Below are 23,508 nucleotides of genomic sequence, written 5' to 3' on the forward strand. Positions count from 1 at the left end.
ATGGCCATGCCGCTTCGTCAGTCCATCAAGGTTGCGACGTACCTCATTGAACAGAAGCTCCGCAGGCGGGAGAAATTCCCGCTGATCGTCGAGCTGGAGCCGTTGTACGCCTGCAACCTCGCCTGCGAGGGCTGCGGGAAGATCCAGCACCCGGCGGGCGTCCTCAAGCAGCGCATGCCCGTGGCGCAGGCCGTCGGCGCCGTGCTCGAATCCGGTGCCCCGATGGTCTCCATCGCCGGCGGCGAGCCGCTGATGCACCCTCAGATCGACGAGATCGTGCGCCAGCTCGTGGCCCGGAGGAAGTACGTCTTCCTCTGCACCAACGCGATGCTGCTGCGCAAGAAGATCGAGAAGTTCACGCCGTCGCCGTACTTCGCCTTCGCCGTGCACATCGACGGGCTGCGCGAGCGGCACGACGAATCGGTCGCCAAGGAAGGGGTTTTCGACGAGGCGGTGGCGGCGATCAAGGAGGCCCAGCGGCGCGGCTTCCGGGTCACCACCAACTCCACCTTCTTCAACACCGACACCCCGCAGACCATCATCGAGGTCCTCAACTACCTCAACGACGACCTCAAGGTCGACGAGATGATGATCTCGCCCGCCTACGCCTACGAGAAGGCGCCCGACCAGGAGCACTTCCTGGGCGTGGAGCAGACCCGTGAGCTGTTCAAGAAGACCTTCGCCGGCGGCAACCGGAGCAGGTGGCGCCTCAACCACTCGCCGCTCTTCCTCGACTTCCTCGAGGGCAAGGCGGACTTCCCGTGCACGGCGTGGGCCATCCCGAACTACTCGCTGTTCGGCTGGCAGCGGCCCTGCTACCTGATGAGCGACGGCTACGTCCCGACGTACCGGCAGCTCATCGAGGAGACCGACTGGGACAAGTACGGCCGGGGCAAGGACCCGCGTTGCGCCAACTGCATGGCGCACTGCGGCTACGAACCCACCGCCGTACTCGCCACCATGGGCTCGCTGAAGGAGTCCCTGCGCGCCATGCGCGAGACCGTCGGCGGAAGCCGCTGAGCCGATGACCGGTCGACGGCCGGGACCTCCTCGAAGGTCCCGGCCGTCACCCGAGTGGGAACAGGACCAGAGAGGGGGCCCGGCATGACGCTGCTGCAGAGCATCCGGGGGCCGCACGATCTCAAGGCACTGAACGCGTCACAACTCGGCGAACTCGCCGACGACATCCGCACGTTCCTGGTGCAGGCCGTGGCCAGGACCGGGGGCCACCTCGGCCCCAACCTCGGTGTGGTGGAGCTGACCATCGCCCTGCACCGGGTCTTCGACTCACCCGTGGACCGCATTCTGTGGGACACCGGACACCAGAGCTACGTCCACAAACTCCTCACCGGGCGGCAGGACTTCTCCAAGCTGCGCGGCAAGGGCGGGCTCTCCGGCTACCCCTCCCGCGAGGAGTCCGCGCACGACGTCATCGAGAACTCGCACGCCTCCACCGTCCTCGGCTGGGCCGACGGCCTCGCCAAGGCCAACGAGGTACGGGGCCAGGACGGCCATGTCGTCGCCGTCACCGGGGACGGGGCCCTCACCGGAGGCATGGCCTGGGAGGCGCTGAACAACATCGCCGCCGCCAAGGACCGCCCCCTGATCATCGTCGTCAACGACAACGAGCGCTCCTACGCCCCCACCATCGGCGGCCTCGCCCGCCATCTCGCCACCCTGCGTACCACCGACGGCTACGAACGCTTCCTGGCCTGGGGCAAGGGTCTCCTGGAGCGCACCCCCGTCATCGGGCAGCCGCTGCACGGGGCCCTGCACGGCGCGAAGAAGGGGTTCAAGGACTTCGTCGCGCCGCAGGGCATGTTCGAGGACCTGGGGCTGAAGTACATCGGCCCGGTCGACGGGCACGACACCGCCGCCGTCGAGGCCGCGCTGCACCGTGCCAAGCAGTTCCGCGGCCCGGTCCTGGTGCACTGCATCACGGAGAAGGGCCGGGGTTACGCCCCCGCCCTGCGCGACGAGGCCGACCGCTTCCACACGGTCGGCGTGATGGACCCGCTGACCTGCGCCCCGCTCGTCCCCGCCGCCGGCCCGTCCTGGACCTCCGTCTTCGCGGACGAGATCGCGGCGATCGGGGCGGAGCGCCCGGACGTCGTCGCGCTCACCGCGGCGATGCTGGACCCGGTCGGGCTGACGAAGTTCGCCGAGGCGTTCCCGGACCGCGTCTGGGACGTCGGCATCGCGGAGCAGCACGCGGCGGTGAGCGCCGCCGGACTCGCCACGGGCGGGCTGCACCCGGTCGTCGCCGTCTACGCCACCTTCCTCAACCGGGCCTTCGACCAGCTCCTGATGGACGTCGCCCTGCACCGGTGCGGGGTCACCTTCGTCCTGGACCGGGCCGGCGTCACCGGCCCCGACGGGGCCTCGCACAACGGCATGTGGGACCTGTCCGTGCTCCAGGTCGTGCCGGGCCTGCGGATCGCCGCGCCGCGCGACGCGGACCGGCTGCGGGAGGAGCTGCGCGAGGCCGTCGCCGTGGACGACGCGCCGACCTTGGTGCGCTTCCCGAAGGAGTCCGTGGGGGAGGCGATCCCCGCGGTCGGCCGGGTCGGCTCCATGGACGTGCTGCGGCGCGACGCGGACGCCGACGTGCTGCTCGTCGCCGTCGGGGTGATGGCGCCGGTCTGCCTGCGGACCGCGGAACTGCTCGAAGGCGCCGGCATCCGCTGCACCGTGGTGGACCCGCGCTGGGTCAAGCCGGTCGACCCGGAGCTGCCGGCGCTCGCCGCGGCGCACCGGCTCGTCGCCGTCGTCGAGGACAACATCCGCGCCGGAGGCGTCGGTTCGGCGGTCGGCCAGGCGCTGCGGGACGCCGGTGTCGACGTACCGCTGCGCACCTTCGGCATCCCCGAGCAGTTCCTGGCGCACGGCAAGCGGTCCGAGGTGCTGGCGGACATCGGACTCACACCGGTCGAGATCGCGGGCCGGATCAGCGCCGTCACGGCCGCCCGGAAGGCGGCCGGCGGCACGGGGCACAAGGCCCCGGGCAACGGGCACAAGGAGAGCGGGGCATGAAGGACGACGAGCCCAAGGGCTTCGATCTGGCACGGCTGCTCGCCGAACGCGGCGCCGAACGCTACGAGCTGCACAGCAGGCACCTCAACCACCAGCTCCCGCGCATGCTGCACACCATCGGCTTCGACAAGGTCTACGAACGGGCCGAGGGCGCCCACTTCTGGGACGCGGACGGCAACGACTACCTGGACATGCTCGCCGGTTTCGGCGTGATGGGACTCGGCCGCCACCACCCCGTCGTACGCAAGGCGCTCCACGACGTCCTCGACGCCTCGCTCGCCGACCTGACCCGCTTCGACTGCCAGCCGCTGCCCGGACTGCTCGCCGAGAAGCTGCTGAGCCACAGCCCGCACCTGGACCGGGTGTTCTTCGGCAACAGCGGCACCGAGGCCGTCGAGACGGCTCTCAAGTTCGCCCGGTACGCCACCGGCAGGCCGCGCGTCCTGTACTGCGACCACGCCTTCCACGGGCTGACCACCGGCTCCCTCTCGGTCAACGGCGAGGGCGGCTTCCGGGACGGCTTCGCCCCGCTGCTGCCCGACACCGCGATCCCGCTCGGCGACCTCGCCGCGCTGAGCAGGGAGCTGAAGCGGGGCGATGTCGCCGCCCTGGTGGTGGAGCCGATCCAGGGCAAGGGGGTGCTCGCCGCGCCGCCCGGCTATCTGCGCGAGGCCCAGGAGCTGCTGCGCAAGCACAAGGCCCTCCTCATCGCCGACGAGGTGCAGACCGGCCTCGGCAGGACCGGCGACTTCTACGCGTACCAGCACGAAGAAGGCGTCGAACCGGACCTCGTCTGCGTGGCCAAGGCGCTCTCCGGCGGCTATGTGCCGGTCGGGGCGACGCTCGGCAAGGACTGGATCTTCAAGCGCGTCTACTCCTCCATGGACCGGGTCCTCGTCCACTCCGCGAGCTTCGGCTCCAACGCCCAGGCGATGGCGGCCGGGCTCGCGGTGCTGTCGGTGATGGAGGACGAGGAGACCGTCGCGCACGCGCGCCGCACCGGCGACCTGCTCCGCGAACGGCTCTCCGCGCTCGTCGGACGCTACGAGCTGCTGCACGAGGTGCGGGGGCGCGGGCTGATGATCGGTATCGAGTTCGGCCGCCCCACCTCGCTCAAGCTGCGCAGCCGCTGGACCATGCTCCAGGCGGCCCGCAAGGGTCTCTTCGCGCAGATGGTGGTCGTGCCCCTGCTGCAGAAGCACCGCATCCTCACCCAGGTCTCCGGCGACCACCTCGAAGTGATCAAGCTGATCCCGCCGCTGGTGATCGACGACGCGGACGTGGACCGGTTCGTCGAGGCGTTCACCGCCGTCATGGACGACGCGCACAGCGGCGGGGGACTGATGTGGGACTTCGGACGGACCCTGGTGAAGCAGGCCGTCGCCAACCGCTGAAGGCTTTTTGCCCCTGAGGCAAGAAATTTGCCTCAGGGGAAAGAGTTTGGCCCAATGGAGGCATGAATTCTCCGGACGACCCGGCGGCCGACGAGCTGCCCGGTGTCGCGCCCCGCCTGCGCGATCTGCGCCGGGGCCGTGGTCTCACCCTGGAGGCCGCGGCCCAGCGGGCCGGGCTCTCGCCCGCCCACCTCTCCCGGCTCGAAACGGGCCGGCGCCAGCCGTCGCTGCCCATGCTGCTCCAGCTGGCCAGGATCTACGGTACGACGGTCTCCGAGCTGCTGGGCGAGATGCCCCCGGAACGTGACGCGATCGTCCGCGGCCGCCCGTTCGAGGGCGCTGCGGCCGACGGCTGGCTGTACCAGCAGGCCGGCGGTTCCGGCCGCGCCATGCAGGCGCTGCGCGTCCGGGTCCCGTACGGCGCCCAGGGCGATCTGGTCCGTGTCCACCCCGGCGAGGAATGGCTGTACGTCCTCGCGGGCCGCCTCCGGGTGACGCTCGGCGAGACGGTGCACGACCTCGCGCCGGGGGACAGCGCGCACTTCGACTCGCTCACCCCGCACCGGATCGCGGCCCCCGAACCCGAGGGCTCCGAACTGCTCTTCGTCCACACCCTGCTGCAGAGCCCCGCCGCCGACTTGTGTCTCGGCGGCCCGGTCCACCGTCGCTGAGGCGATTCCGCCGCCGGTTCCGCCCGGCAGCCAGAGAGGCCAGACATGTCCGATTCCGAGAACTACGACCCGCTCACCCCGGCCAGGCGCCCCGGCGCCGACGGCGACACCCATGAGAAGAAGATGCCGCGCGGACTTGTCATCCGCCTCTTCGCCTATCTTGTGGCCGGGCACGTCATCGCCGCGTTCCTCTACCTGCTCTTCGCGGTCGGCATGCACAACCAGTAGGCCGCCGGCTCAGCTCTCGTCGAGGAGCCGTTCGCGCAGCCGCTCCCGGGTGGCGGGTGCGAGCTTCAGCCCGTCGGCCAGGTAGCGGTCGGTGCCGCCCCAGGTCTCGTCGATGGTGGCGAAGGCCGCGGCGAGGTAGTCGGGCTCGGCGCCGAAGAGCGGGTTCAGCAGCTCCAGCACCTCCGGGGACATCCCGGCGGCCGAGGTGTCGCTGCGCCGGATGCGGTAGCGGCGGTGCGCGTCGTTCGACTTGAGGTAGTCGGCCTCGATGGTCTCCCGGCCGACGCCCACCGCCAGCAGCGTCACCGCGATGGAGAGCCCCGCCCGGTCCTTGCCGGCCGCGCAGTGCATCAGGGCCGGCACGCTGTCCTCGGCCAGGGCGTGCAGCACCCGGCTGTGCTCGGCGGTGCGCTCCAGGATGATCGCGCGGTACGAGGCGACCATGCGGCGGGTGCCCTTGCCGTCGGCCAGGATCGAGCGCAGCTCCGCCATGTTCCCGTCGCGCACCATCCGCCAGAACTCCGCCCCGTCGGCCGGGTCGCTGAGTGGGATGCTCACGTTCCGTACGCCGGGCAGCTCCACGTCCAGGCCGTCCAGCCTGTGGTCCGCCGCGTTGCGGAAGTCGAAGACGGTGTGCAGGTTCAGCCCGCCGAGGAACGCCGCGTCCTCGGCCGTGGCGTGCGCCAGGTGGCCGCTGCGGTAGAGCCTGCCGTGCCGCACCCGCCGGCCGTCGGTGGTGGGCAGACCGCCGAGGTCCCGGAAGTTGCGGACGCCGGTGAGTACGGGCTCCGTCGGCGGGGTCTGCGGCAGCTGCTGCGTCACGGTCACTCCTGGAGGCTCTGCCCCGGCGCGTGTCGCCGTCGGGCCCACGCCCGCGACGATACGACATCCGTTCCTGGGGCAACCATGTCCCCCGCGGCCTCCCGTTCTCGGCTTACGCACCGTTGCCCTCGGTGCCCCGACGGTCGATGATGTGCGGACCTGTGTGAATCTGTGAGGTACGCGGACGGGGGCGCGATGATCGAGGCCGGCGACCGGATCTGGCTGCTGACGGGGGCGAGCGGGAGCTACGCGCTGCGGCTCACCGAACGGCACGAGCTGCTGCACCTGCACTGGGGCCCGCGCATCTCCCTGGCCGCCGCCGAGGCTCTGGCCGCGGCGCCCGCCCCGGCCGGCCGGGGCTTCGAGTCCCCGCTCGACGGCCGCGAGGAGTACCCGGTGGAGGGCGGCCCCCGGTTCGTCCGCCCCGCCCTGTCGGTGCGTACCGACGAGGTGCGCGGGACCGCGTGGGTGTTCGCCGGGGACACCGTGGACGGCGACGAGCTGCGGCTCTCCTTCGACGACCCGGTCCACCGGCTGGCGATCACCCTGCACTACCGGATGCGGGACGACTCCGACGTGATCGAGCGCTGGACCACGCTCGCCCATACCGGGCCCGACGGCCCGCCCGTCGAGGTGCTCCGCGCCGACGCGGCGGCCTGGGCGCTGCCCGCCCGCGACCGCTGGCGGCTCAGCCGGCTCCATGGGCGCTGGGCGGCGGAGACCCAGCTGGAGCGCACTGAGCTGGCGTACGGGGAACACCTGCTCTCCAGCCGGCGCGGCCACACCGGCCACCAGGGCCTGCCCTGGGCCGCCCTGGACGCGGACGGCGCCGCGACCGAGGAGAGCGGCGAGGTCTACGGCTGCGCGCTCGGCTGGTCCGGCTCCTGGCGCATCGCCGTACAGCGGCTGCCCGACGGGCTCGTCCAGATCACCGGCGGCGCCGGCTACGACGAGTCGGGGCTGCTGCGGCTGGCGCCGGGGGAGTCGTACACCACCCCGGTCTTCGCCGGGTTGTGGAGCGCGGGAGGCTTCGGCGGGGCCTCCCGCGCCTGGCACGCCTGGCAGCTCGCCCATGTGATCCCCGACGCCTTCGAGCCGCGCCCGGTGCTCTACAACTCCTGGGAGGCCACCGGTTTCGACATCGCGGAGGACCAGCAGCGGGCGCTGGCCGAACGCGCCGCCGCGATGGGCGTCGAGCTGTTCGTCGTGGACGACGCCTGGTTCGGGCAGCGCGTGAGCGACCGGGCCGGGCTCGGCGACTGGACGCCGAACCCGCAGCGCTTCCCCGAAGGGCTCGGCCCGCTCGCCCGCCATGTGCACGGTCTCGGCATGCGGTTCGGGATCTGGGTCGAACCCGAGATGGTCAACCCCGACAGCGATCTCTACCGCGCCCACCCGGACTGGGTGCAGCACTTCCCCGGCCGGGAACGCACGGAGTTCCGCAATCAGCTGGTCCTCAATCTGGCCCGGCCCGATGTGCGGGCCCATCTCTGGGAAAGCCTGGACGCGCTGCTGTCGAGCACACCGGTCGACTATGTGAAATGGGACTTCAACCGCTGCTTCTCGGACGCGGGCTGGCCCGGCGCCGACTACCCGCAGCGATTGTGGACCGAGCACGTGGACGGCCTCTACGCGCTGATCGACCGGCTGCGCGCCGCCCACCCCGGCGTCGCCTTCGAGTCCTGCTCGGGCGGCGGCGGGCGCATCGACCTCGGCATCCTCTCCCGTACGGACCAGGTATGGACGTCCGACAACACCGACCCGCTGGACCGCCTCGCCATCCAGGAGGGCTTCGGGCAGCTGCACCCGGCGCGCGTGATGGCTGCCTGGGTCACCGACAGCCCGAACGTCCAGCTCAACGGACGCCGCTCCTCCCTGCGCTTCCGGTTCGTCAGTGCCATGGCGGGGGTGCTCGGGGTCGGCGGGGACCTCACTGAGTGGAGCGCGGCCGAGCTGGACGAGGCGCGCGGGTGGGTGGAGCTGTACAAGGAGATCCGGCCCGTCGTGCAGCTGGGCGAGCTGTACCGGCTGCGGGCGCCGGGGCCGGGGCTCAGTGCGGTGCAGTACGTACGGGGTGCCGACACCGTCGTCCTGATGTGGCTCCATGCCCAGCGCTACGGGGAGGAACCGCCTGCCCTGCGGCTGCGCGGGATCGATCCGGAGGCCACGTACACCTGCCTGGACACGGGGGCGGTGCACCACGGTTCGGTGCTGCTGCACCACGGGCTGCGCACCGGGCTGCGGGGCGACCTGGACGCGCGGGTGGTGCGGCTGCGCCGGGGGTGACGGCCATGACCTGTCCGTATTGCGGTGTTATGACGAACATGCCCCGATTGCAAGGGAGATGATTACTCGCTCGTGAGCGGGATCATATCCGTGACGGTGTGTGGTGACGCTCCGGCTGGGTAGTCCGTACGCCGCGCGGAATGCCAAGATCCGTAATCCACGGAGTGTGACCGGAATTCCGTGCCGCAATTCCGGAGCGGAATCCGGTGCGGAACCCGTGGCTTGTTTCCGCCGTCCCGGCTCGCTTACGTTCCATGCCATCCGGATGGAACGCCCAATCCTGCCGCCGTCCGGAATTCGCACCCACTGACCGTGTGGCAGGAGCGGGGGAACCAGGTAAGCCGCCGACCGGGACGACCGGACGGCTAGGGGTGAAGCCGCGCCAGGCGCGGCCGGGCATCTCCAGCCCGAACCCGACAGCTCACCTCGCAGGCGCCGGAGAGGAAATTCTTCATGCCCAATTCGGGTAAGCACCGCCGTCCCAAGTCCAGCACCATCGCCCGTGGCGTCGTCGCCGCGAGCGCCGGCGGAGCCGTCATCGCGCTTCCGCTGCTCGGCGCCACCGGTGCCCACGCCGCGGAGCAGTCCGCCCCGGCCGCCTCGAAGTCGGTCGCCGCGCACACCGCCCCGGCCAAGCCCGCGAAGAGCACCGGCACCACCACCTACTCCGTGGTCTCCGGCGACTACCTGTCGAAGATCGCGGCCCAGCACCACCTCAAGGGCGGCTGGCACAAGCTGTACCAGGACAACCGCGAGGTCGTCGGCGAGAACCCGAGCCTGATCTTCCCGGGCATGAAGCTGACGCTCGGCGCCAAGGCGGCCCCCGCCGCCGCCCAGTCCGAGGCTCCCGCCAAGACGGCGGAGAAGGCCGCACCCAAGGCCGAGACCAAGGCCGCGCCCAAGGTCGAGACGAAGACCGAGGCGCAGACCGAGGCCAAGACCGAGGCCCCCGCCGAGCAGGACAACGCCTCCGGCTACGTCCACCCGGTCCCGGGCAACCACACCACCGCCTACCGCGCCTCCGGTGCCAACTGGTCCAGCGGCAGCCACACCGGCATCGACTTCCCCGTCGCCACCGGCACCAGCGTGAAGGCCATCACCTCCGGCACCGTCGTCACCGCCGGCTGGGGCGGCGCCTACGGCAACCAGGTCGTCATCAAGCACGCCGACGGCCACTACTCCCAGTACGGCCACATGTCCTCGCTCTCCGTCTCGGCGGGCCAGACCGTGACCGCGGGCCAGCAGGTCGGCCTCTCCGGTGCCACCGGCAACGCCACCGGCCCGCACCTGCACTTCGAGATCCGCACCGGCCCGGAGTACGGCTCGGACATCGACCCGATCGCCTACCTGGCGTCGCACGGGATCAACGTCTGATCCAGGCAACGGTCCCGGCCCGGTGATCCGGGCCACGGAACGGCAAGAGAGGGACGGTGCGCGGCGGCGCACCGTCCCTCTGCTTATTCCCCCTTTACCGAAAACTGACCGGGTGGTTTATCTCACCACCCGTCAACCCCTTATTACGGTCGCGTAGGTCACATTCCGGGGTGCAGGATAAGTGCTCGTGGCAGACGATTCGAACAACCTTCAACAGGGCGCCGACGACCGACAGGGCGCCATCGGGTCGTACGCGGCGATTGGCGACAGCTTCACCGAGGGAGTCGGCGACCCCGGCCCGGACGGAACCTTCGTCGGCTGGGCCGACCGGCTCGCGGTACTCCTCGCGGACCGGCTCCCGGACCCCGGCATTCCGGCAGACGCTGCGGGCTCGGCCGTTTCCGCGCATGGGAATTTCCGGTACGCCAATCTCGCCGTACGAGGACGCCTCCTCGACCAGATAGTCGAGGAGCAGGTGCCCCGCGCCAAGGAACTCGCCCCCGATCTGGTGAGCTTCTGCGCCGGCGGCAACGACATCATCCGGCCGGGCACCGACCCCGACGACGTGGCCGAACGCTTCGAGCGGGCGGTCGCCGATCTCACGCGGTCGGTCGGCACCGTCATGGTCACCACCGGCTTCGACACCCGTGGCGTCCCCGTGCTGCGCCATCTGCGCGGCAAGATCGCCACCTACACCGCCCACGTCCGGGCCATCGCCGACCGTTACGACTGCCCGGTCCTCGACCTGTGGTCGCTGCGCTCGGTGCAGGACCGGCGCGCCTGGGACGGCGACCGGCTGCACCTGTCGCCCGAGGGGCACACCCGGGTCGCGCTGCGCGCCGCCCAGGTCCTCGGCCTCGATGTGCCGGCCGACCCGGACCAGCCCTGGCCGCCGCAGCCCCCGCGCGGCACGCTGGAGATCCGGCGCGACGACATCCACTGGGCGCGCGAATACCTGGTCCCGTGGATCGGACGACGGCTGCGCGGCGAGTCCTCCGGGGACCACGTCGAGCCCAAGCGGCCCGACCTGCTGCCGCTCTGACGGACCCGCTGTCCTCAGTCGCCCCGCGACCGCGTCGCGGCGACCGGGGACAGCGGCAGCGCCGCCGGAATGCGCTCCAGCACCCCGCCCGCGAACACGTCGTACAGCGGCAGCGTCTCCAGGTGCACATAGCCGATGTGGCAGTCGCACACGGCGAGCGGGCACGCCTTCGGCCCCAGCGCCCGGCGGTAGCTCCCGTCGTACAGATTGCCCAGCTCCGCCCGGACGAAGTGGCAGCGGCGCACCGTGCCCTCCCCGTCGACCGAGATCACCGACTCACCGGTCCGGCACGGCAGCCCCGCCGAACGGTGCGGATGGCGGCTGTACGGGAACAGCGGGTCGATCGCCGTCCACCGGTCGGCCTCCTCGTCCGTGTAGGTGTGCCCCTCGGCCGCGTTGACCCAGAGATAGACCTCCTCCGGGAGCGCCGCGCGCAGCCGTTGCGCCTCGTCGAGATGGGCGTCGAACCCCACGACACCCACGCTGTGCCGGACCCCGAGGTCCCGCAGCTCCGCGCACCGGCCGAGGAAACGCTCGTACGGCGTCTGCCCCGGGTGGTACGTGCACCACAGCGCGATCCGCTCGCGGGCCGCCTCCGGGGCCTCGGCCAGCCACCGCGTACGGCCGCTCAGGTTCGTCTGGATCGCGACCCGGCGCACATGCCCGAGACCCGCCAGCTCCACGATCGCCCGGCGGTACCAGGACCGCACCAGCCCCTCGCCCCACGGTGTGAACAGCACCGAGATACGGTCACCGGTCTGCTCCGCCACCCACGCCGTGAACCGCTCCAGCGCCGCCCGGTCCGCCCGCAGCTGCTCCCGGCTGTCGCGCCGCTTGGCGAACGGGCAGTACGGGCAGTCGTAGTCGCACGAGGCGAGCGGGCCCCGGTAGAGAATCGTCAGGTCCACGGGTGACTCACTTCAGCTCGTACGCGGCCATCGCGGCCCGCACGGCGGGGGAGAAGAGTTCGGGCCCCAGCGCGTCGGAGTACGCCAGCCCCTCGGACGACAGCCGCAGCAGCCCCGGCGCCCCCGCGTCGAGCCAGCCCCGGGCCTCGAACCGGGCCAGCTCCTCGGGGAAGTCCTCGTACGGCGAGCTGCCGAACCGCGCGCGGTAGTCCTCCACCGGCATGCCCTCGGCCTGGAGCACCGACTGCAGGAGATGGCGGCGGCGCGCCTCGTCCCCGTCGGTGTACCGGCCCACCTCGGCGCGGGAGAAGTCCGTGGTGGCCGTGTAGGCGTCGATGATGCCCCGCACCTCGCCCATCCGCACCGCGTAGTCGAACGAGTAGTGCAGCCGCGAGGTGTACGAACGGGCGCCGCAGCCCAGGCCGATCATGCCGTCCGTCTGGCAGGCGTAGTCGTCGGGCCCGTCGGTGCGCGGGGCGTCGGTGCGGCGGAACATCCGCATCGACACCTGCTCGTAGCCGTGCGCCAGGAGGTGGTCGCGGCCGGCCCGGTACAGGCGCAGGCGCTGTTCGTCCCAGGCCGCGTCGGCCTCCCCGGGCGAGAGCTTGCCGAGCGCGGTCAGCGGGCGCACGTACAGCGGGTAGAGGTACAGCTCCTCCGGCCGCCACCGCAGCGCCGCGTCCAGCGAGGTGCGCCAGGTCCGCTCGGTCTGGCCGGCTATGCCGTAGATGAGGTCGATGTTGAGGACCGGGATGGACGTCTCCCGGATGAGGTCCAGGGCGCGTTCCACGTCGGCGGCGTGCTGCGGGCGTACCGCCGCGCGGGCCTCGGCCTCCACGAAGCTCTGCACCCCGATGCTGATCCTGGTGGTGCCCCGCTCGGCGAGCACGGCCAGCCGGTCGGCGGTCGCGGTGGACGGGGAGGTCTCCACGGACAGCGGCACTGACCGCAGATCGGCGCCCATGCGCTTCTCCGCGATGTCGCACAGGCGCTCCAGTTCGCCCGCCGTCAGGAACGTGGGCGTGCCCCCGCCGAACGCCGCCGCCGCGAACCGCACCGGCTCGCCGTCGCCCAGCGCGTCCCGCACGGCGGACGCCTGCCGGTCCAGCGCGTCGAGATAGCGCGAGGTCAGCTCGTCGGGCGCGCCGATGCGGGTGAAGAGGTTGCAGAAGCCGCAGCGGACCTCGCAGAACGGGATGTGCAGGTACAGGGAGAGCGCGTCCTTGCGTTCCCCCGCCCACAGCTCGCTCAACGTCGGCCGCCCGCCGGGCTGCCCGTCGAGCGGACGGTACGCCGTCTTGTGCGGATAGGCGTACACATAGCTCTCGTACGGGCGGACGGTCTGCGTAGCGGTCATCGGACGACCCCCGGTTCCAGGAAGAAGTGGGCGTACGGAACGGTCCAGACGGATTCGTGGCCGAGACGGTGCCCGGTGTAGCCGTCGTCGCCGTAGGCCGTGCCGTGGTCGGAGCAGACGATGGCGAAGGTGGGGCGGCGGCTGCTCGCGGCGGCGAGGAGCCGGCCGATGTGGGCGTCCACGTACTCCAGGGCGGCGGCGTGCGTCTCGCGGCTGTCGCCGGCGTCGCGGGTCGCCCCGGGCCGGTGGAACCAGTTCGGCTGGTGGAGCGCGGAGACGTTGACGAAGAGGAACAGCCGCTGCTCCGGCGGCAGCGCGGCGACCACCTCCTCGGCGCGGGTCACCTGCGCCTCGAACGAGGTGGGCGAGGCCACTCCGAACTCCGGCTCCCAGTGCGCCTCCTGGAACATCCCCGGAAGCACCGAGCCGAGCGGCCCCTGAAGGTTGAAGAAGCCGACGCCACCGATGCACACCGTGCGGTATCCCTCCTTCGCGAGCCCCGAGACCAGGTCCGGGGTGTCGAACACGAAGGTCCGCTCCGCCGTGGTCTCGCTGCCGGCGAAGCGCGCGGCGAACAGCCGGGGATGCGGGCCCGGCGCGGCCGGGGTGGGCAGGAACCCGGCGAAGATCGCCTGGTGCGAGGCGTAGGTGAAGCTGCCCGGGGCGTGCCGCTCCTCCCAGACGCCGCCCGGAAGATGGCGGGCCAGATGCGGGATGCGCCCGGCGGCGGCCAGCTCGGCCGCGACGTCGTACCGCAGCGTGTCCAGGGTGACGAGCAGCAGGTCGTGGCTGCCCACGACCTCGCTCATATCGGGGGCGGAGCAGTGCTCAGGGGGTGGTGCTGACACGGTGGTTCCTTGTCCGGTCCAGTACGGCGGCGACCTGCGCCGCGTAGGTGTCCAGGCCCTCGGCGCCGCTGCCGGGCAGGCCGGTGAGGCGGGGCAGCAGATCTCCGAAGGCGTTGACCTCGCCGACGGCGAAGCGCCGCCGGCCGGTCAGGGGCAGCAGGTCGACGCCGACGCACAGCGTGTCCGGGAAGGCGGCGGCTGCCCGCTCGCAGACGGCCAGGGCCTCGCCCCAGCTGCCGCCCGCCGCCTCGATCGCCGCTTGCACCTCGGCGAGGTCGCCGCGCGCCCCGCCGAGGTGCAGATTGGTCATGGGTGACCTGCTGGTGCGGACCACCGCGTGTGTGGCCCGGCCGTCGACCACGACGACCCGCAGGTCGGCGGCGCGGCCGCCCTGGGTCGCCTTGGGCAGCCAGCGCTCTATGTGCAGCCCGTCCGGGGCCAGCGCGTCGACGATCGCCGCGACCTCGCGCTCCGTGGTGCAGCGGCGGACCCGCAGCGAGTTGTGGAGCCGGCCGGCCGGGTCCCGCTCGACGGACGTGGTCGCCTGTACCCGGCCCCCGCCGGCCGTTTCCACGGCGAGCACTCCGGAGGCCGACGAGCCGTGCGCCGGCTTCACGAAGACCCGGGGCATGCGGTGGGCGGTCATCAGGGCGCGCACATCGTCCCAGCCCCGCACGGGCGCCCCGGCCGGGCCCGAGGTCGGCGAGGCGGGCACGGGCACCCCGGCGGCCTCCAGCGCCCCGTGGCACAGCCGCTTGTCGAACATCACCGCGATGTCGGCCGGGCCGTCCAGCAGCAGGGCGCCCGCGTCCGCCGCGGCCCGCGCCACCTCGCGTACGGCGGCGGTGAACCGCGCGTACCAGAGGGCCGAGCCCTCCACCCGCGTCGGCTCGTCGGCGCCCCGCAGCAGCCGGTCCACCTCCGCGTCCTCGCCCGGCGACTCGATGCGCACGGTCTCCCCGGGCAGGAAACGTGCCCCGTTCCGCAGCACATCCAGCCAGGCGACCGTACGCGCCTCGGGCAGCCCGGCGGCGGCCACCGCGTCCTGGAAGAGGGAGACGCGGCGGCTGCCCGGGTTGCCGACGACCGCCAGGCGCGGCGGCCCGCTACTCGCTGACGGCGACATAGCGGGGGTCGTCCTCGTCCTCGGGGTCCCAGTCGTCCGCCTCTTCGAGGTCGACGTGGACGTCGTGGCGCTCGGACAGCTCCTTGAAGCGCTCCACGACCGGGTCGGTGAGGTAGTGGTGGTGCAGGTCGAGGCCGCCCAGATGGGTGAGCGGCTGACCGTCGAGCAGGGCGAGGGCGCCCGTGTCGCTGAGGGTGCCCATCGAGAGCGCCAGGTACTCCAGCTGCGCGACGACGGGAGCCGAGGCGACCGCCGCGGCGATCTCGTCCTGGATTTCGCTGTTCTGCAGCCCGAGATGACGCAGCCGGGGGAAGCCGCCCCCGGACAGCAGCGGGGCCATGTCCGCCACGGTAGCGTCCCCCGAATACCACTGGGAGCCGAACCACAGCTCCAGCCGCTCCAGCGCGGGCAGTTCGCAGGAGCCGACCGCGCGCACGACATGACCGGGCAGGCCGCCGGACTCGAAGCGCAGGGACTTCAACGCCTCGTGCCGCACCGGGTGCAGCTCCAGCGTCTCCTCGTTCAGCCCGCTGCCACCGCCCCGTACCACCAGCTCCTCCAGGCGGGGGAACGCCTGGAGCACCGGCGTGATGTCGCACATCTGCAGCCATGACACCTCGCACTCCTCGCCCACCACATCGGCGAGGAACAGGGCACGCAATGCCGGGAAGCGGTCCCCGTCCGAGGCGATCAGCTCCACCACGGGAGCCAGCGAACTGTATTCGTTCTGCCACCAGGGGCCGATGACCAGGGCGCGGACCTGCGCCGGGTCGACCGTGTCCAGGAAGTGCTGCCAGACCTCGGCGAAATCCGGACCCTCCCAGGTGCATTCCAGCCGCCACGCGATGGAGTCCGCCGTGGGCAGTGTCTCCGGCAGCGGGCTGTCGTCTCCCGGTTCCGGCAGGGTGAACACCGGCAGGTCGTGGAAGGAACAGGGGTGATCGATGCGGCTCATCGTGTCCTCACTCCGAGACCGTGACGTACCGGCCCGCGGGGCCCCGGTTGTCCCACGGCTCACAGCGCTCCGAGAGATCCACCCGCACCCCGTGCGGCGCCAGCGCCTCGGTGACGCGGCGCTCCATCGGCTCGGTGAGGAAGTGGTGGTGCAGGTCGAGCACGTCGAGATGGGTCAGCGGCTGCCCCTCCAGGAGGGCGGCGGCCCCTTCGTCGCCGAGCGTGCCGCAGGACAGGTCCAGGGTGCGCAGCCGGGCCACCAGCGGGGCCGGGGCGAGAGCCGCCGCGATCTCGTTCTGGATCTCGCTGTTGCGCAGGCCGAGGTGGTGCAGGGCGGGGAAGCGCGTACCGGACAGCAGCGGCGCCAGGTCCGCCACACCGGCGTCACCGCCGTACGCCGAGACGCCGAGCCACAGGTCCAGCCGCTCCAGCGCGGGCAGTTCGCTGTCCAGGACGCCTCGCACGACCTCGCGCGGCAGCCCGCCCGTCTCGATGGTCAGCGCCCGCAGCCGCTCGTGCTTCGTGGGCGGGAAGACCAGCTCGGAGCCGCCGCGCACCCCCAGCTCCACCAGCGCGGGGAACGCGCCGAGCAGCGCCGTGACATCGCTCTGCTCGATCCAGGAGATCTCCGCCTCCTCCATCGTCAGATCCCCGACGAACACGGCCTCCAGCGACGTCAGCCGGTTGGCCGCGGCGATGACGAGACCGATCGGGTACGAGGACTTCTCTTCGTACGACTCGCCCCACTGGCCGATGATCAGGGCGCGGACACCCGACGGATCGACCTCGTCCAGGAAGGCGTTGAACTCCTCCTCCCAGGTGCCCTCGTCCTCGTAGGCGTCGATCGAGACCCGCCAGGCGGCGGCGTCGGCGGCCGGCCGGGGGCCGCCGTCCGTCCCGGACTGGAAATCGACGGCCGGAAGGCCGAGCAACTCGTGCAGGTGATCCACGGACATGGCCCTGAGCTCCTGGTGACGGCGACGGATTGATGTCCGCAAGGTCTATCAAGGCCCACTGACAACGCCGTGACCGGCCCCTGCCCCGGACGGCTCGGCGGCCGATTGTCAGACCCCCGCCGTAGCGTTTTCGATGTGGCCGGCACAGCGGGTGCCGTCATGGAGGGGAGAGGTCTGTGTACCGGCAGGGCGATGTACTGATCGTGCCACTGGAGGAGTCGGCGGTGCCCGTGCAGCACCTGGAGGCGGCGGGCGAACTGCGCGACGCGCGGGGCCGGCTGGTGCTCGCGCTCGGCGAGGTGACGGGACACGCGCACGCCGTGCCGGGGCCCGGCCGGCTGATCCGGGAGAGCGGGGTGTTCGGCCCGATGCTGCTCCACCTCCCCGAGGGCGGGCGCGTGGTGCACGAGGAGCACGCGACGATCCCGCTGCCCCAGGGCTGGTTCCGCGTGGTGCGCCAGCGGGAGTACGCGCCGGGGGCGGTCCGCATCGTCGCGGACTGAGGGCCGGTCCGGCCTCGAAGGCCGGGCGCGGCGGGCAGTACCGCAGGACCGATGACTGCGGGACCGGAGAATTCAGAGCGGAACAGGGGACGGGGACAACCGATGCAGTACGTGGACTCTTGGCGGGCCGTGGCGGCGGCGACGGGCGCGGCGGACCGGGCGGCGGCCGAGGACGGGGTGCGGCTCGCCTATCGGAGCGCGGGGCTCGCCGAGCCGGAGGAGTTCGTCTGGGCCGGCTCGCCCAGGCAGGCCGTGGAGGCCGTCGCGAAGCTGGAGGACGCGGGGCGCTCCGTCCGCGACGAGGTACGCACCCGCCCCTGGGCGGAGGAACGGCGCCGGGTGTACGACGCGTTGGGCCCGGCCGGCTGGTCGGCCCTCTGGTCGGCCACCGGCGCCCAGCTCTGGGAGACCACGGCCGGCCTTGCCGAGCGGATACGGGCGGGCGTGGTCGCCGACCTCGCGGGGGAGGACGCCGGCGCGGAGTCCAGGGTGCGCCTCGCCCTGCTCGACGCGGTCCTCGGCCAGCACGACGCCGCGTGGCTCGCCGCGTTCGACGGCCGGGGCGACCGGCTCGACGGACTGGCGGCGGTGGCGCGCAACGCGGGCTGGTGGTGGCCCTACGAACGGGTCGCGGTGATCTGCGAGCGCCCCCAGGCCCTGCACCGCGACGAGGCGGGCCGCCTGGACCGGGGCGACGGACCGGCGCTCTCGTACCCGGACGGCTTCGCGTTGTACGCCTGGCGCGGCATGCCCGTGCCCCGGGAGTTCCTGGACGAGCTGGCCGCGCTGACCCCGGAACGCATCCGCTCCGAGGAGAACGCGGAGCTGCGCCGCGTGATGCTGGAGTACTACGGCTACGACCGCTACCTCACCGAGTCGGGCGCCGAACCGGTCCACCGCGACGAGACGGGCATCCTCTGGCGGATCGCCCTCGCCGGGGACGAGGACGTCGTCATGGTCGAGGTGGTCAACTCGACGCCGGAACCGGACGGCACCCACCGCACGTACTGGCTGCGGGTCCCGCCCACGACCAGGACGGCCAGGGAGGGTGTCGCCTGGACCTTCGGTCTCCACAGCGACGTCTACGCACCGCTCCAGCAGACCTGACCGGGGGAGAGGGCCGAACGGAAGGAGGGAGCGGGGAGAGGGGGAGGGGGGAGCGCCGTCAGGCCGTCAGGGTCTCGTGGTCGATGCCCAGTTCGCGGGCGAGCGCCTGCTCGGTCCACTCCAGCATGGTGGCCCGGGACAGCGGGCCGTTGTACGAGGTCATCTGCACGGCCAGCCCGTCCAGCAGGGCGGTCAGCCGCCAGGCCACGGACATCGGGTCGTCGCAGTGGAACTCACCCGCCGCCGCGCCCTCCTCGATGACCTCGGCCAGCTCGGCCTTCCACTGCTGGTCGAGATCGCCGGCCACATTGCGCAGCGCCGGGTCGCGGAGGGAGGCCGCCCAGCCCTCGATCCACAGCCGCCAGCCCTTGGCCTGGCCGGTCGGCGCGTACCAGCGGACGGCCGCGCGCAGCCTGCGTACGGCCGTGGTGCGGCGGCCCAACAGCTTGCGGAGATGGGCGAGATCGATCTCGGCGGCGTGCGCGAAGGCGGCCGCGACGAGCTTCTCCTTGGTGGAGAAGTGATAGAGCACGAGCGCGTTGCTCACGCCGAGCACGGATGCCACATCGGCGATCCGTACGGCGGCGACACCGCGTACCTCGATCTGTTCGACGGCGGCGCGCAGCAACTCCTCGCGCCGCTCCGCCACACCCAACCGCACTCTTGCCACGCCGTCACCCTAACCAATGCGCACCCGGCGGCGGTCGGGCGGACCGGCTGCGGACAGGCGATACCGGTCAGCGGTACGGGCCGAGGCGTCCGGCCGTCACCGGCAGCCGGTCAGCGGTACCAGCCGAAGCGTTCCGCCATCACCGGCAGCCGGTCGGCGGCCACGGCATGCGCCGCCGCACGCGGAGTGGAGCCGTCCGCCGTCGCGCGGGCCAGCACCAGGCCGACCAGCTCGCGCATCGCCCGCCGGGTGTGCGCGAACGCCTCGTCCGCGTCGGCGCCGATGTCGCCGAACAGGGTCCACCACCACCAGGCGTTGGTCCCGGAGTTGACCACCACATCGGGGAGCACGGTGATCCCGCGTTCCGCGAGCAGCGCCTCGGCCTCCGGAAGCACCGGCATGTTGGCGGCCTCCACGACCCAGCGGGCCCTGATCCCGGCCTGGTTCACCGCGTCCACCGCGTAGGACACGGCGGCCGGAACGAGCACCTCCGCGTCCTGGACGAGCCAGGCGCCGGCGGGCAGCTCCCGGTCGCCGGTGCGCAGTGCGGCCCGGTCCACCGTGCCGTGCGCGTCCCGCGCGGCGAGCAGCGCTTCGACGTCGAGCCCGGCCGGGTTCGCGATCGTGCCCTTGATGTCGGCGACGGCGACCACCCGGAGCCCGGCCCGGGAAAGGAAGCGGGCGGTCGCCCCGCCCATGGTCCCGAGGCCCTGGAGCGCCACCCGCGCACCGTCGTACGCGATGCCGTCCCGGTCCAGCGCGGCGAGCGCCGCCTCGGCGACCCCGCAGCCGCCGACCAGCTCGTCCAGGCCGATGCCGTCGACCTCCAGCGCGAAGGCGTCGGCCAGCCGGCGACGGGCCGCGGCCTCGTCCTCCAGCAGCGGGTAGACGGCCTGCACGGTGGAGACGAGCCCCGCCTCCGCCGCCGCGCGGTCCACCAGGTCCTGCGAGAGGCCGAGGTCCTCACCGGTCGTCCAGACGTTCTCGATGTACGGGCGCATCGCCCGCAGGTAGCGCACCAGGACGCCGTAGGCCGCCGGGTCGCGCGGGTCGCAGTCGATCCCGCCCTTGGCGCCGCCGAGAGGGATGTAGCGGCCCCCCGGCCGGTCCGCGTCGAAGTGCAGGGCCTCCTTCATCGTCATGCCCCGCGCGAGGCCGGCGACCTCCTCCAGCGTGCACCCCGGGCGCATCCGCAGGCCGCCGCTGGACACCCCGCGCACCAGCCGGTCGACGACGAGGTGCCCCTGACGGCCGGTGTCGTGGTCGGTCCAGGTCAGCGAGATGAGCGGGGCGGGCGGGGACACCGGAGGCGTCGTCATCGGAAGTGCTCCTCGGTCACTGTCGGCGGGCGGTCCTGGGCGGGCGGCCGGTCCGGGCCATGAGGCGACCCGACCAAGTACTGAACCGTCGGTCAGTATCGGGAGGTGGGGCGCCCCTGTCAACGCGGCGTCCGCCGCCGCGCGGTCCGGTGGCCGGAACGCGCCGGTGCGCGGCGGCGGCCCGGAAAGGCGTCCGGATCACGTCCGGAATGCGGAATCCTCCGCCGGGTCCGTTCGTTGCACCGGCATGACCCCATTCGATGCACGGCAGGAAGCGCTGCTCCGGCTCCTGGGCGAGAACGACGGTGGCGTCCTGGTCACCGTCAAGAAGGACGGCAGGCCCCAGCTGTCCAACGTCAACCACCACTACTACCCGGACGAGCACATCGTCCGGGTCTCGGTCACCGAGGACCGCGCCAAGACGCGCAACACGCGCCGCGATCCGCGCGTGAGCTACCACGTGACCAGCGAGGACCGCTGGGCCTGGACGGTCGCGGAGGGCACCGCCGAGCTGTCCGCGACCGCCGCCGACCCCGCGGACGACACCGTCGAGGAGCTGATCCGGCTCTACCGTGACGTGCAGGGCGAGCACCCCGACTGGGACGACTACCGCGCCGCCATGGTCCGGGACCGGCGCGTCGTCCTGCGCCTTCATGTCGAGCACGTGTACGGACAGCAACGCGGGTGAGGCGGTCGGAGCCGGAACGCCATCCCCCTGGGTGTTCCCCTCTCGCACTGCCGTGCCCCCTGTCCATAATGAGACGACACCGACTCCTCAGGAGACTCCCTTGACCGGCGCCGACCACACGCTCCCGCTGCGCACCCGGCTGCGTGCGCTGCGCCCCGCTGCCTTCGGGGCCGACCCGGACGGCCCACGGATGGAGCGCATCCGCCGTTCCCCCAACTTCGCCGACGGTGTCTTCCAGAACCCGGTGGGCGCACGGATCAGGCCCTCGGGTTCGGCCCTGGAGTTCGCGCGGGTCTACTTCCGCAAGGAGGAGCGGGTGCTCAGGGCGCCCGCGGCCCCCATCCCGGTGCACGCCACGACCGTGGCCGACCTCGCCCGGCCGCCGGCCTCCGGGCTCCGGATCACCTGGATGGGGCACTCCAGCGTCCTCGCCGAGATCGACGGGCGGCGCGTGCTGTTCGACCCGGTCTGGGGAGAGCGCTGCTCCCCGTTCGCGTTCGCCGGGCCCAGGCGGCTGCATCCGGCACCCGTGCCGCTGGGCGCCCTGGGCCCGGTCGACGTCGTGGTCATCTCGCACGACCACTACGACCACCTCGACCTCCCGACGATCCGCGCCCTGGCCCGTACGGACACGGTCTTCGCGGTCCCGCTCGGCGTCGGCGCGCATCTGGAGCGCTGGGGCGTCGTGCCCTCCCGGATCCGTGAGCTCGACTGGAACGAGACCACGACCGTCGCGGGGATCAGCCTCACCGCCACCCCCGCCCGCCACTTCTGCGGGCGCGGACTGCGCAACCAGCAGCACACCCTCTGGGCGTCCTGGGCGGTCGCCGGACCCGAGCACCGGATCTACCACAGCGGCGACACCGGATACTTCTCCGGCTTCCGGACCATCGGCGCCGAGCACGGGCCGTTCGACGCCACCATGATCCAGATCGGGGCGTACAGCCAGTTCTGGTCCAAGGACCGCACGGACAGCATGCCGGAGCCGGGTGCCTGGCCGGACATCCACATGAGCCCCGACGAGGGCGTGCGCGCCCACCTCGACCTCCAGGGCGACGACCCCACGGCGGGCGTCATGCTGCCGATCCACTGGGGGACGTTCAACCTGGCTCTGCACCCCTGGGCCGAGCCCGCCGAATGGTCGATGCGCGCCACCGCGTCCGTGGGCGTGACCATGGTCTCCCCTCTTCCCGGCCAGCCGCTCGAACCCGCCGATCCGCCGCCCGTCGAGCCCTGGTGGCGTGCGGTGGCCGAGGAACCGGCACCCGGCTGGGGGAACTGGCCCCCGGTCCACGTACCGCTCACCGGAGCGTCCGGCCCCACCACGGCCGGCCTGGACCGGGACCGCGACCGGGCGCCCCAGGCCTGACACCCGGGCGTACGCCCCGGACGGGGCGGGCGGAGCGTTCGCCGGGCGGGGACGCGCGCACATCCCGCCGACGAGTCGGCCAGGTCCTCAGGGGGAGCGGCGATGCTGCGGGTGCACTTCACCTCCGACGACCTCGCGCGCGTCCGGGTGGCCCCCGGGCCGGACTTCCTCTGGGAGATCAGCAACAGCATCCAGACGCTGCAACGCCGGGACGGCGAGAGGGAGTTCGGTGCCTGGCGGCGCTGGGCGCGGCCCCGGCTCTCCGGCAGCCCGCGCCTGCTCTCCCGGCTGCTGCCCCCGCGCGGCTACTCACCGGACTTCCTCACACCCACCACCGGTGACCGGGGCACCCTCCAGGCATCCGTCGACGTCCTGCTGAGCACCCCGCGCCGACGGCTGCGCGCCGAGCTGGAACGGCTCGCTCCGCCGGTACGCCTGCCGGGCTGGCTCGGGGAACTGGCCGGCGGCGACGCGGACGCCCTGCGCGAACTGGGCGGAGCCCTGCGTACGTACCAGCGGGAGGCGCTGGCACCGCACTGGCGCCGGGTGCACGCCGACATCGACGCCGACCGCGCCCTCAGGATGCGCAGCCTCCTCGACGGCGGCACCGAAGGGCTGCTGGCCGGGCTCGGGCCGCAGTTCCGCTGGCGGGCGCCCGTCCTCGAAGTGGCGTACCCGGTCGACCAGGACCTGTGGCTGCGCGGACGGGGCCTTGTACTCCAGCCGTCGTTCTTCTGCTGGCCCACCCCGGCCACGCTGGCCGACGGGGAGCTGCCGCCCGTTCTGGTCCACCCCATCCACCACACCCCCGACTGGTGCCTCCCCGCCCGTGGCGTCCGCCCCGCGACCGGGT

At 72.4% G+C, this 23,508-nt stretch carries 22 protein-coding genes and 1 riboswitch; of the genes, 13 read left to right on the plus strand and 9 right to left on the minus strand.

The genetic code is table 11. The features are described 5' to 3' along the window. From hpnH to EAO73_RS03070, 5 genes are all read left to right on the plus strand, one after another. Complete coding sequence (hpnH, locus tag EAO73_RS03050) at window positions 1–1,020, plus strand: adenosyl-hopene transferase HpnH (RefSeq protein WP_147969890.1); 1,020 nt, start codon at window positions 1–3, stop codon at window positions 1,018–1,020. Window positions 1,021–1,104: 84 nt separating this feature from the next. After that, entirely contained in the window at window positions 1,105–3,033 is a 1,929-nt protein-coding gene (dxs, locus tag EAO73_RS03055; protein WP_147969891.1) for a 1-deoxy-D-xylulose-5-phosphate synthase, read from the plus strand. Further along, window positions 3,030–4,427, plus strand: a complete 1,398-nt coding sequence (locus EAO73_RS03060; RefSeq protein WP_147969892.1) for an aspartate aminotransferase family protein — start codon at window positions 3,030–3,032, stop codon at window positions 4,425–4,427. The genes dxs and EAO73_RS03060 overlap by 4 nt, the downstream gene beginning before the upstream one ends. A gap of 62 nt (window positions 4,428–4,489) precedes the next feature. Continuing rightward, window positions 4,490–5,098: a helix-turn-helix domain-containing protein gene (locus EAO73_RS03065; RefSeq protein ID WP_147969893.1), complete on the plus strand. Its 609-nt coding sequence runs from the start codon at window positions 4,490–4,492 to the stop codon at window positions 5,096–5,098. Window positions 5,099–5,143: 45 nt separating this feature from the next. Beyond that, window positions 5,144–5,326, plus strand: coding sequence for a DUF6126 family protein (locus tag EAO73_RS03070; RefSeq protein WP_147969894.1), 183 nt, complete (start codon window positions 5,144–5,146; stop codon window positions 5,324–5,326). 9 nt (window positions 5,327–5,335) lie between these two features. Here EAO73_RS03070 and EAO73_RS03075 read toward each other — a convergent pair whose 3' ends face one another. After that, the gene (locus EAO73_RS03075) at window positions 5,336–6,148 is read right to left on the minus strand and encodes a tyrosine-protein phosphatase (protein WP_147969895.1); all 813 of its coding nucleotides are present in this window, start codon (window positions 6,146–6,148) and stop codon (window positions 5,336–5,338) included. 195 nt (window positions 6,149–6,343) lie between these two features. On the opposite strand from EAO73_RS03075, the gene EAO73_RS03080 reads away from it, so the two are divergent. From EAO73_RS03080 to EAO73_RS03090, 3 genes are all read left to right on the plus strand, one after another. Next, the gene (locus tag EAO73_RS03080; protein ID WP_147969896.1) at window positions 6,344–8,434 is read left to right on the plus strand and encodes an alpha-galactosidase; all 2,091 of its coding nucleotides are present in this window, start codon (window positions 6,344–6,346) and stop codon (window positions 8,432–8,434) included. Window positions 8,435–8,728: 294 nt separating this feature from the next. Beyond that, window positions 8,729–8,884, plus strand: a riboswitch (cyclic di-AMP (ydaO/yuaA leader). A 3-nt stretch (window positions 8,885–8,887) separates the two neighbouring features. Beyond that, window positions 8,888–9,808, plus strand: a complete 921-nt coding sequence (locus EAO73_RS03085; protein ID WP_147969897.1) for a LysM peptidoglycan-binding domain-containing M23 family metallopeptidase — start codon at window positions 8,888–8,890, stop codon at window positions 9,806–9,808. 187 nt (window positions 9,809–9,995) lie between these two features. Next, the gene (locus EAO73_RS03090; protein WP_147969898.1) at window positions 9,996–10,850 is read left to right on the plus strand and encodes an SGNH/GDSL hydrolase family protein; all 855 of its coding nucleotides are present in this window, start codon (window positions 9,996–9,998) and stop codon (window positions 10,848–10,850) included. 14 nt (window positions 10,851–10,864) lie between these two features. Here EAO73_RS03090 and EAO73_RS03095 read toward each other — a convergent pair whose 3' ends face one another. From EAO73_RS03095 to EAO73_RS03120, 6 genes are read right to left on the minus strand one after another with little or no spacing between them, the layout of a single operon-like run. Next, a complete protein-coding gene (locus tag EAO73_RS03095; protein ID WP_147969899.1) occupies window positions 10,865–11,758 on the minus strand; it encodes an STM4011 family radical SAM protein in 894 nt (297 codons plus the stop codon). A gap of 7 nt (window positions 11,759–11,765) precedes the next feature. Continuing rightward, entirely contained in the window at window positions 11,766–13,115 is a 1,350-nt protein-coding gene (locus EAO73_RS03100; protein ID WP_147969900.1) for an STM4012 family radical SAM protein, read from the minus strand. Continuing rightward, the gene (locus EAO73_RS03105; RefSeq protein ID WP_147970003.1) at window positions 13,112–13,924 is read right to left on the minus strand and encodes an STM4013/SEN3800 family hydrolase; all 813 of its coding nucleotides are present in this window, start codon (window positions 13,922–13,924) and stop codon (window positions 13,112–13,114) included. Before EAO73_RS03105 ends, EAO73_RS03100 begins: the two co-directional genes overlap by 4 nt. Before the next feature lie 19 nt (window positions 13,925–13,943). Next, window positions 13,944–15,089 (minus strand): STM4014 family protein, encoded by a 1,146-nt coding sequence (locus tag EAO73_RS03110; protein WP_147969901.1) that lies wholly within the window; start codon window positions 15,087–15,089, stop codon window positions 13,944–13,946. Continuing rightward, entirely contained in the window at window positions 15,070–16,044 is a 975-nt protein-coding gene (locus tag EAO73_RS03115; RefSeq protein ID WP_147969902.1) for an STM4015 family protein, read from the minus strand. The genes EAO73_RS03110 and EAO73_RS03115 overlap by 20 nt, the downstream gene beginning before the upstream one ends. A 7-nt stretch (window positions 16,045–16,051) precedes the next feature. Next, window positions 16,052–16,999 (minus strand): STM4015 family protein, encoded by a 948-nt coding sequence (locus tag EAO73_RS03120; protein WP_147969903.1) that lies wholly within the window; start codon window positions 16,997–16,999, stop codon window positions 16,052–16,054. A 176-nt stretch (window positions 17,000–17,175) separates the two neighbouring features. Here EAO73_RS03120 and EAO73_RS03125 point away from each other — a divergent pair, with 176 nt between their 5' ends. Both EAO73_RS03125 and EAO73_RS03130 read left to right on the plus strand, forming a co-directional pair. After that, window positions 17,176–17,502, plus strand: coding sequence for a hypothetical protein (locus EAO73_RS03125; protein WP_147969904.1), 327 nt, complete (start codon window positions 17,176–17,178; stop codon window positions 17,500–17,502). A 102-nt stretch (window positions 17,503–17,604) separates the two neighbouring features. Then, on the plus strand, window positions 17,605–18,609 hold the full coding sequence (locus tag EAO73_RS03130; protein ID WP_147969905.1) for a DUF6745 domain-containing protein: 1,005 nt from the start codon (window positions 17,605–17,607) through the stop codon (window positions 18,607–18,609). A 58-nt stretch (window positions 18,610–18,667) separates the two neighbouring features. Here the strand turns inward: EAO73_RS03130 and EAO73_RS03135 are convergent, their stop codons facing one another. Both EAO73_RS03135 and EAO73_RS03140 read right to left on the minus strand, forming a co-directional pair. Then, window positions 18,668–19,258: a TetR/AcrR family transcriptional regulator gene (locus tag EAO73_RS03135; protein ID WP_147970004.1), complete on the minus strand. Its 591-nt coding sequence runs from the start codon at window positions 19,256–19,258 to the stop codon at window positions 18,668–18,670. Between the two features lie 131 nt (window positions 19,259–19,389). Continuing rightward, complete coding sequence (locus EAO73_RS03140; protein ID WP_147969906.1) at window positions 19,390–20,598, minus strand: Glu/Leu/Phe/Val dehydrogenase dimerization domain-containing protein; 1,209 nt, start codon at window positions 20,596–20,598, stop codon at window positions 19,390–19,392. A gap of 247 nt (window positions 20,599–20,845) precedes the next feature. Here EAO73_RS03140 and EAO73_RS03145 point away from each other — a divergent pair, with 247 nt between their 5' ends. From EAO73_RS03145 to EAO73_RS03155, 3 genes are all read left to right on the plus strand, one after another. Next, window positions 20,846–21,286 carry a PPOX class F420-dependent oxidoreductase gene (locus tag EAO73_RS03145; protein ID WP_147969907.1) on the plus strand — a complete coding sequence of 147 codons (441 nt, stop codon included), beginning with the start codon at window positions 20,846–20,848 and terminating at the stop codon, window positions 21,284–21,286. A 100-nt stretch (window positions 21,287–21,386) separates the two neighbouring features. Further along, window positions 21,387–22,655 (plus strand): MBL fold metallo-hydrolase, encoded by a 1,269-nt coding sequence (locus EAO73_RS03150; protein ID WP_147969908.1) that lies wholly within the window; start codon window positions 21,387–21,389, stop codon window positions 22,653–22,655. Window positions 22,656–22,757: 102 nt separating this feature from the next. After that, window positions 22,758–23,508, plus strand: a 751-nt coding sequence (locus EAO73_RS03155) for a transcriptional regulator (protein ID WP_147970005.1), incomplete at its 3' end; no start/stop codon positions are given.

This window comes from Streptomyces sp. col6, assembly GCF_008042035.1.
Lineage (GTDB): Bacteria > Actinomycetota > Actinomycetes > Streptomycetales > Streptomycetaceae > Streptomyces.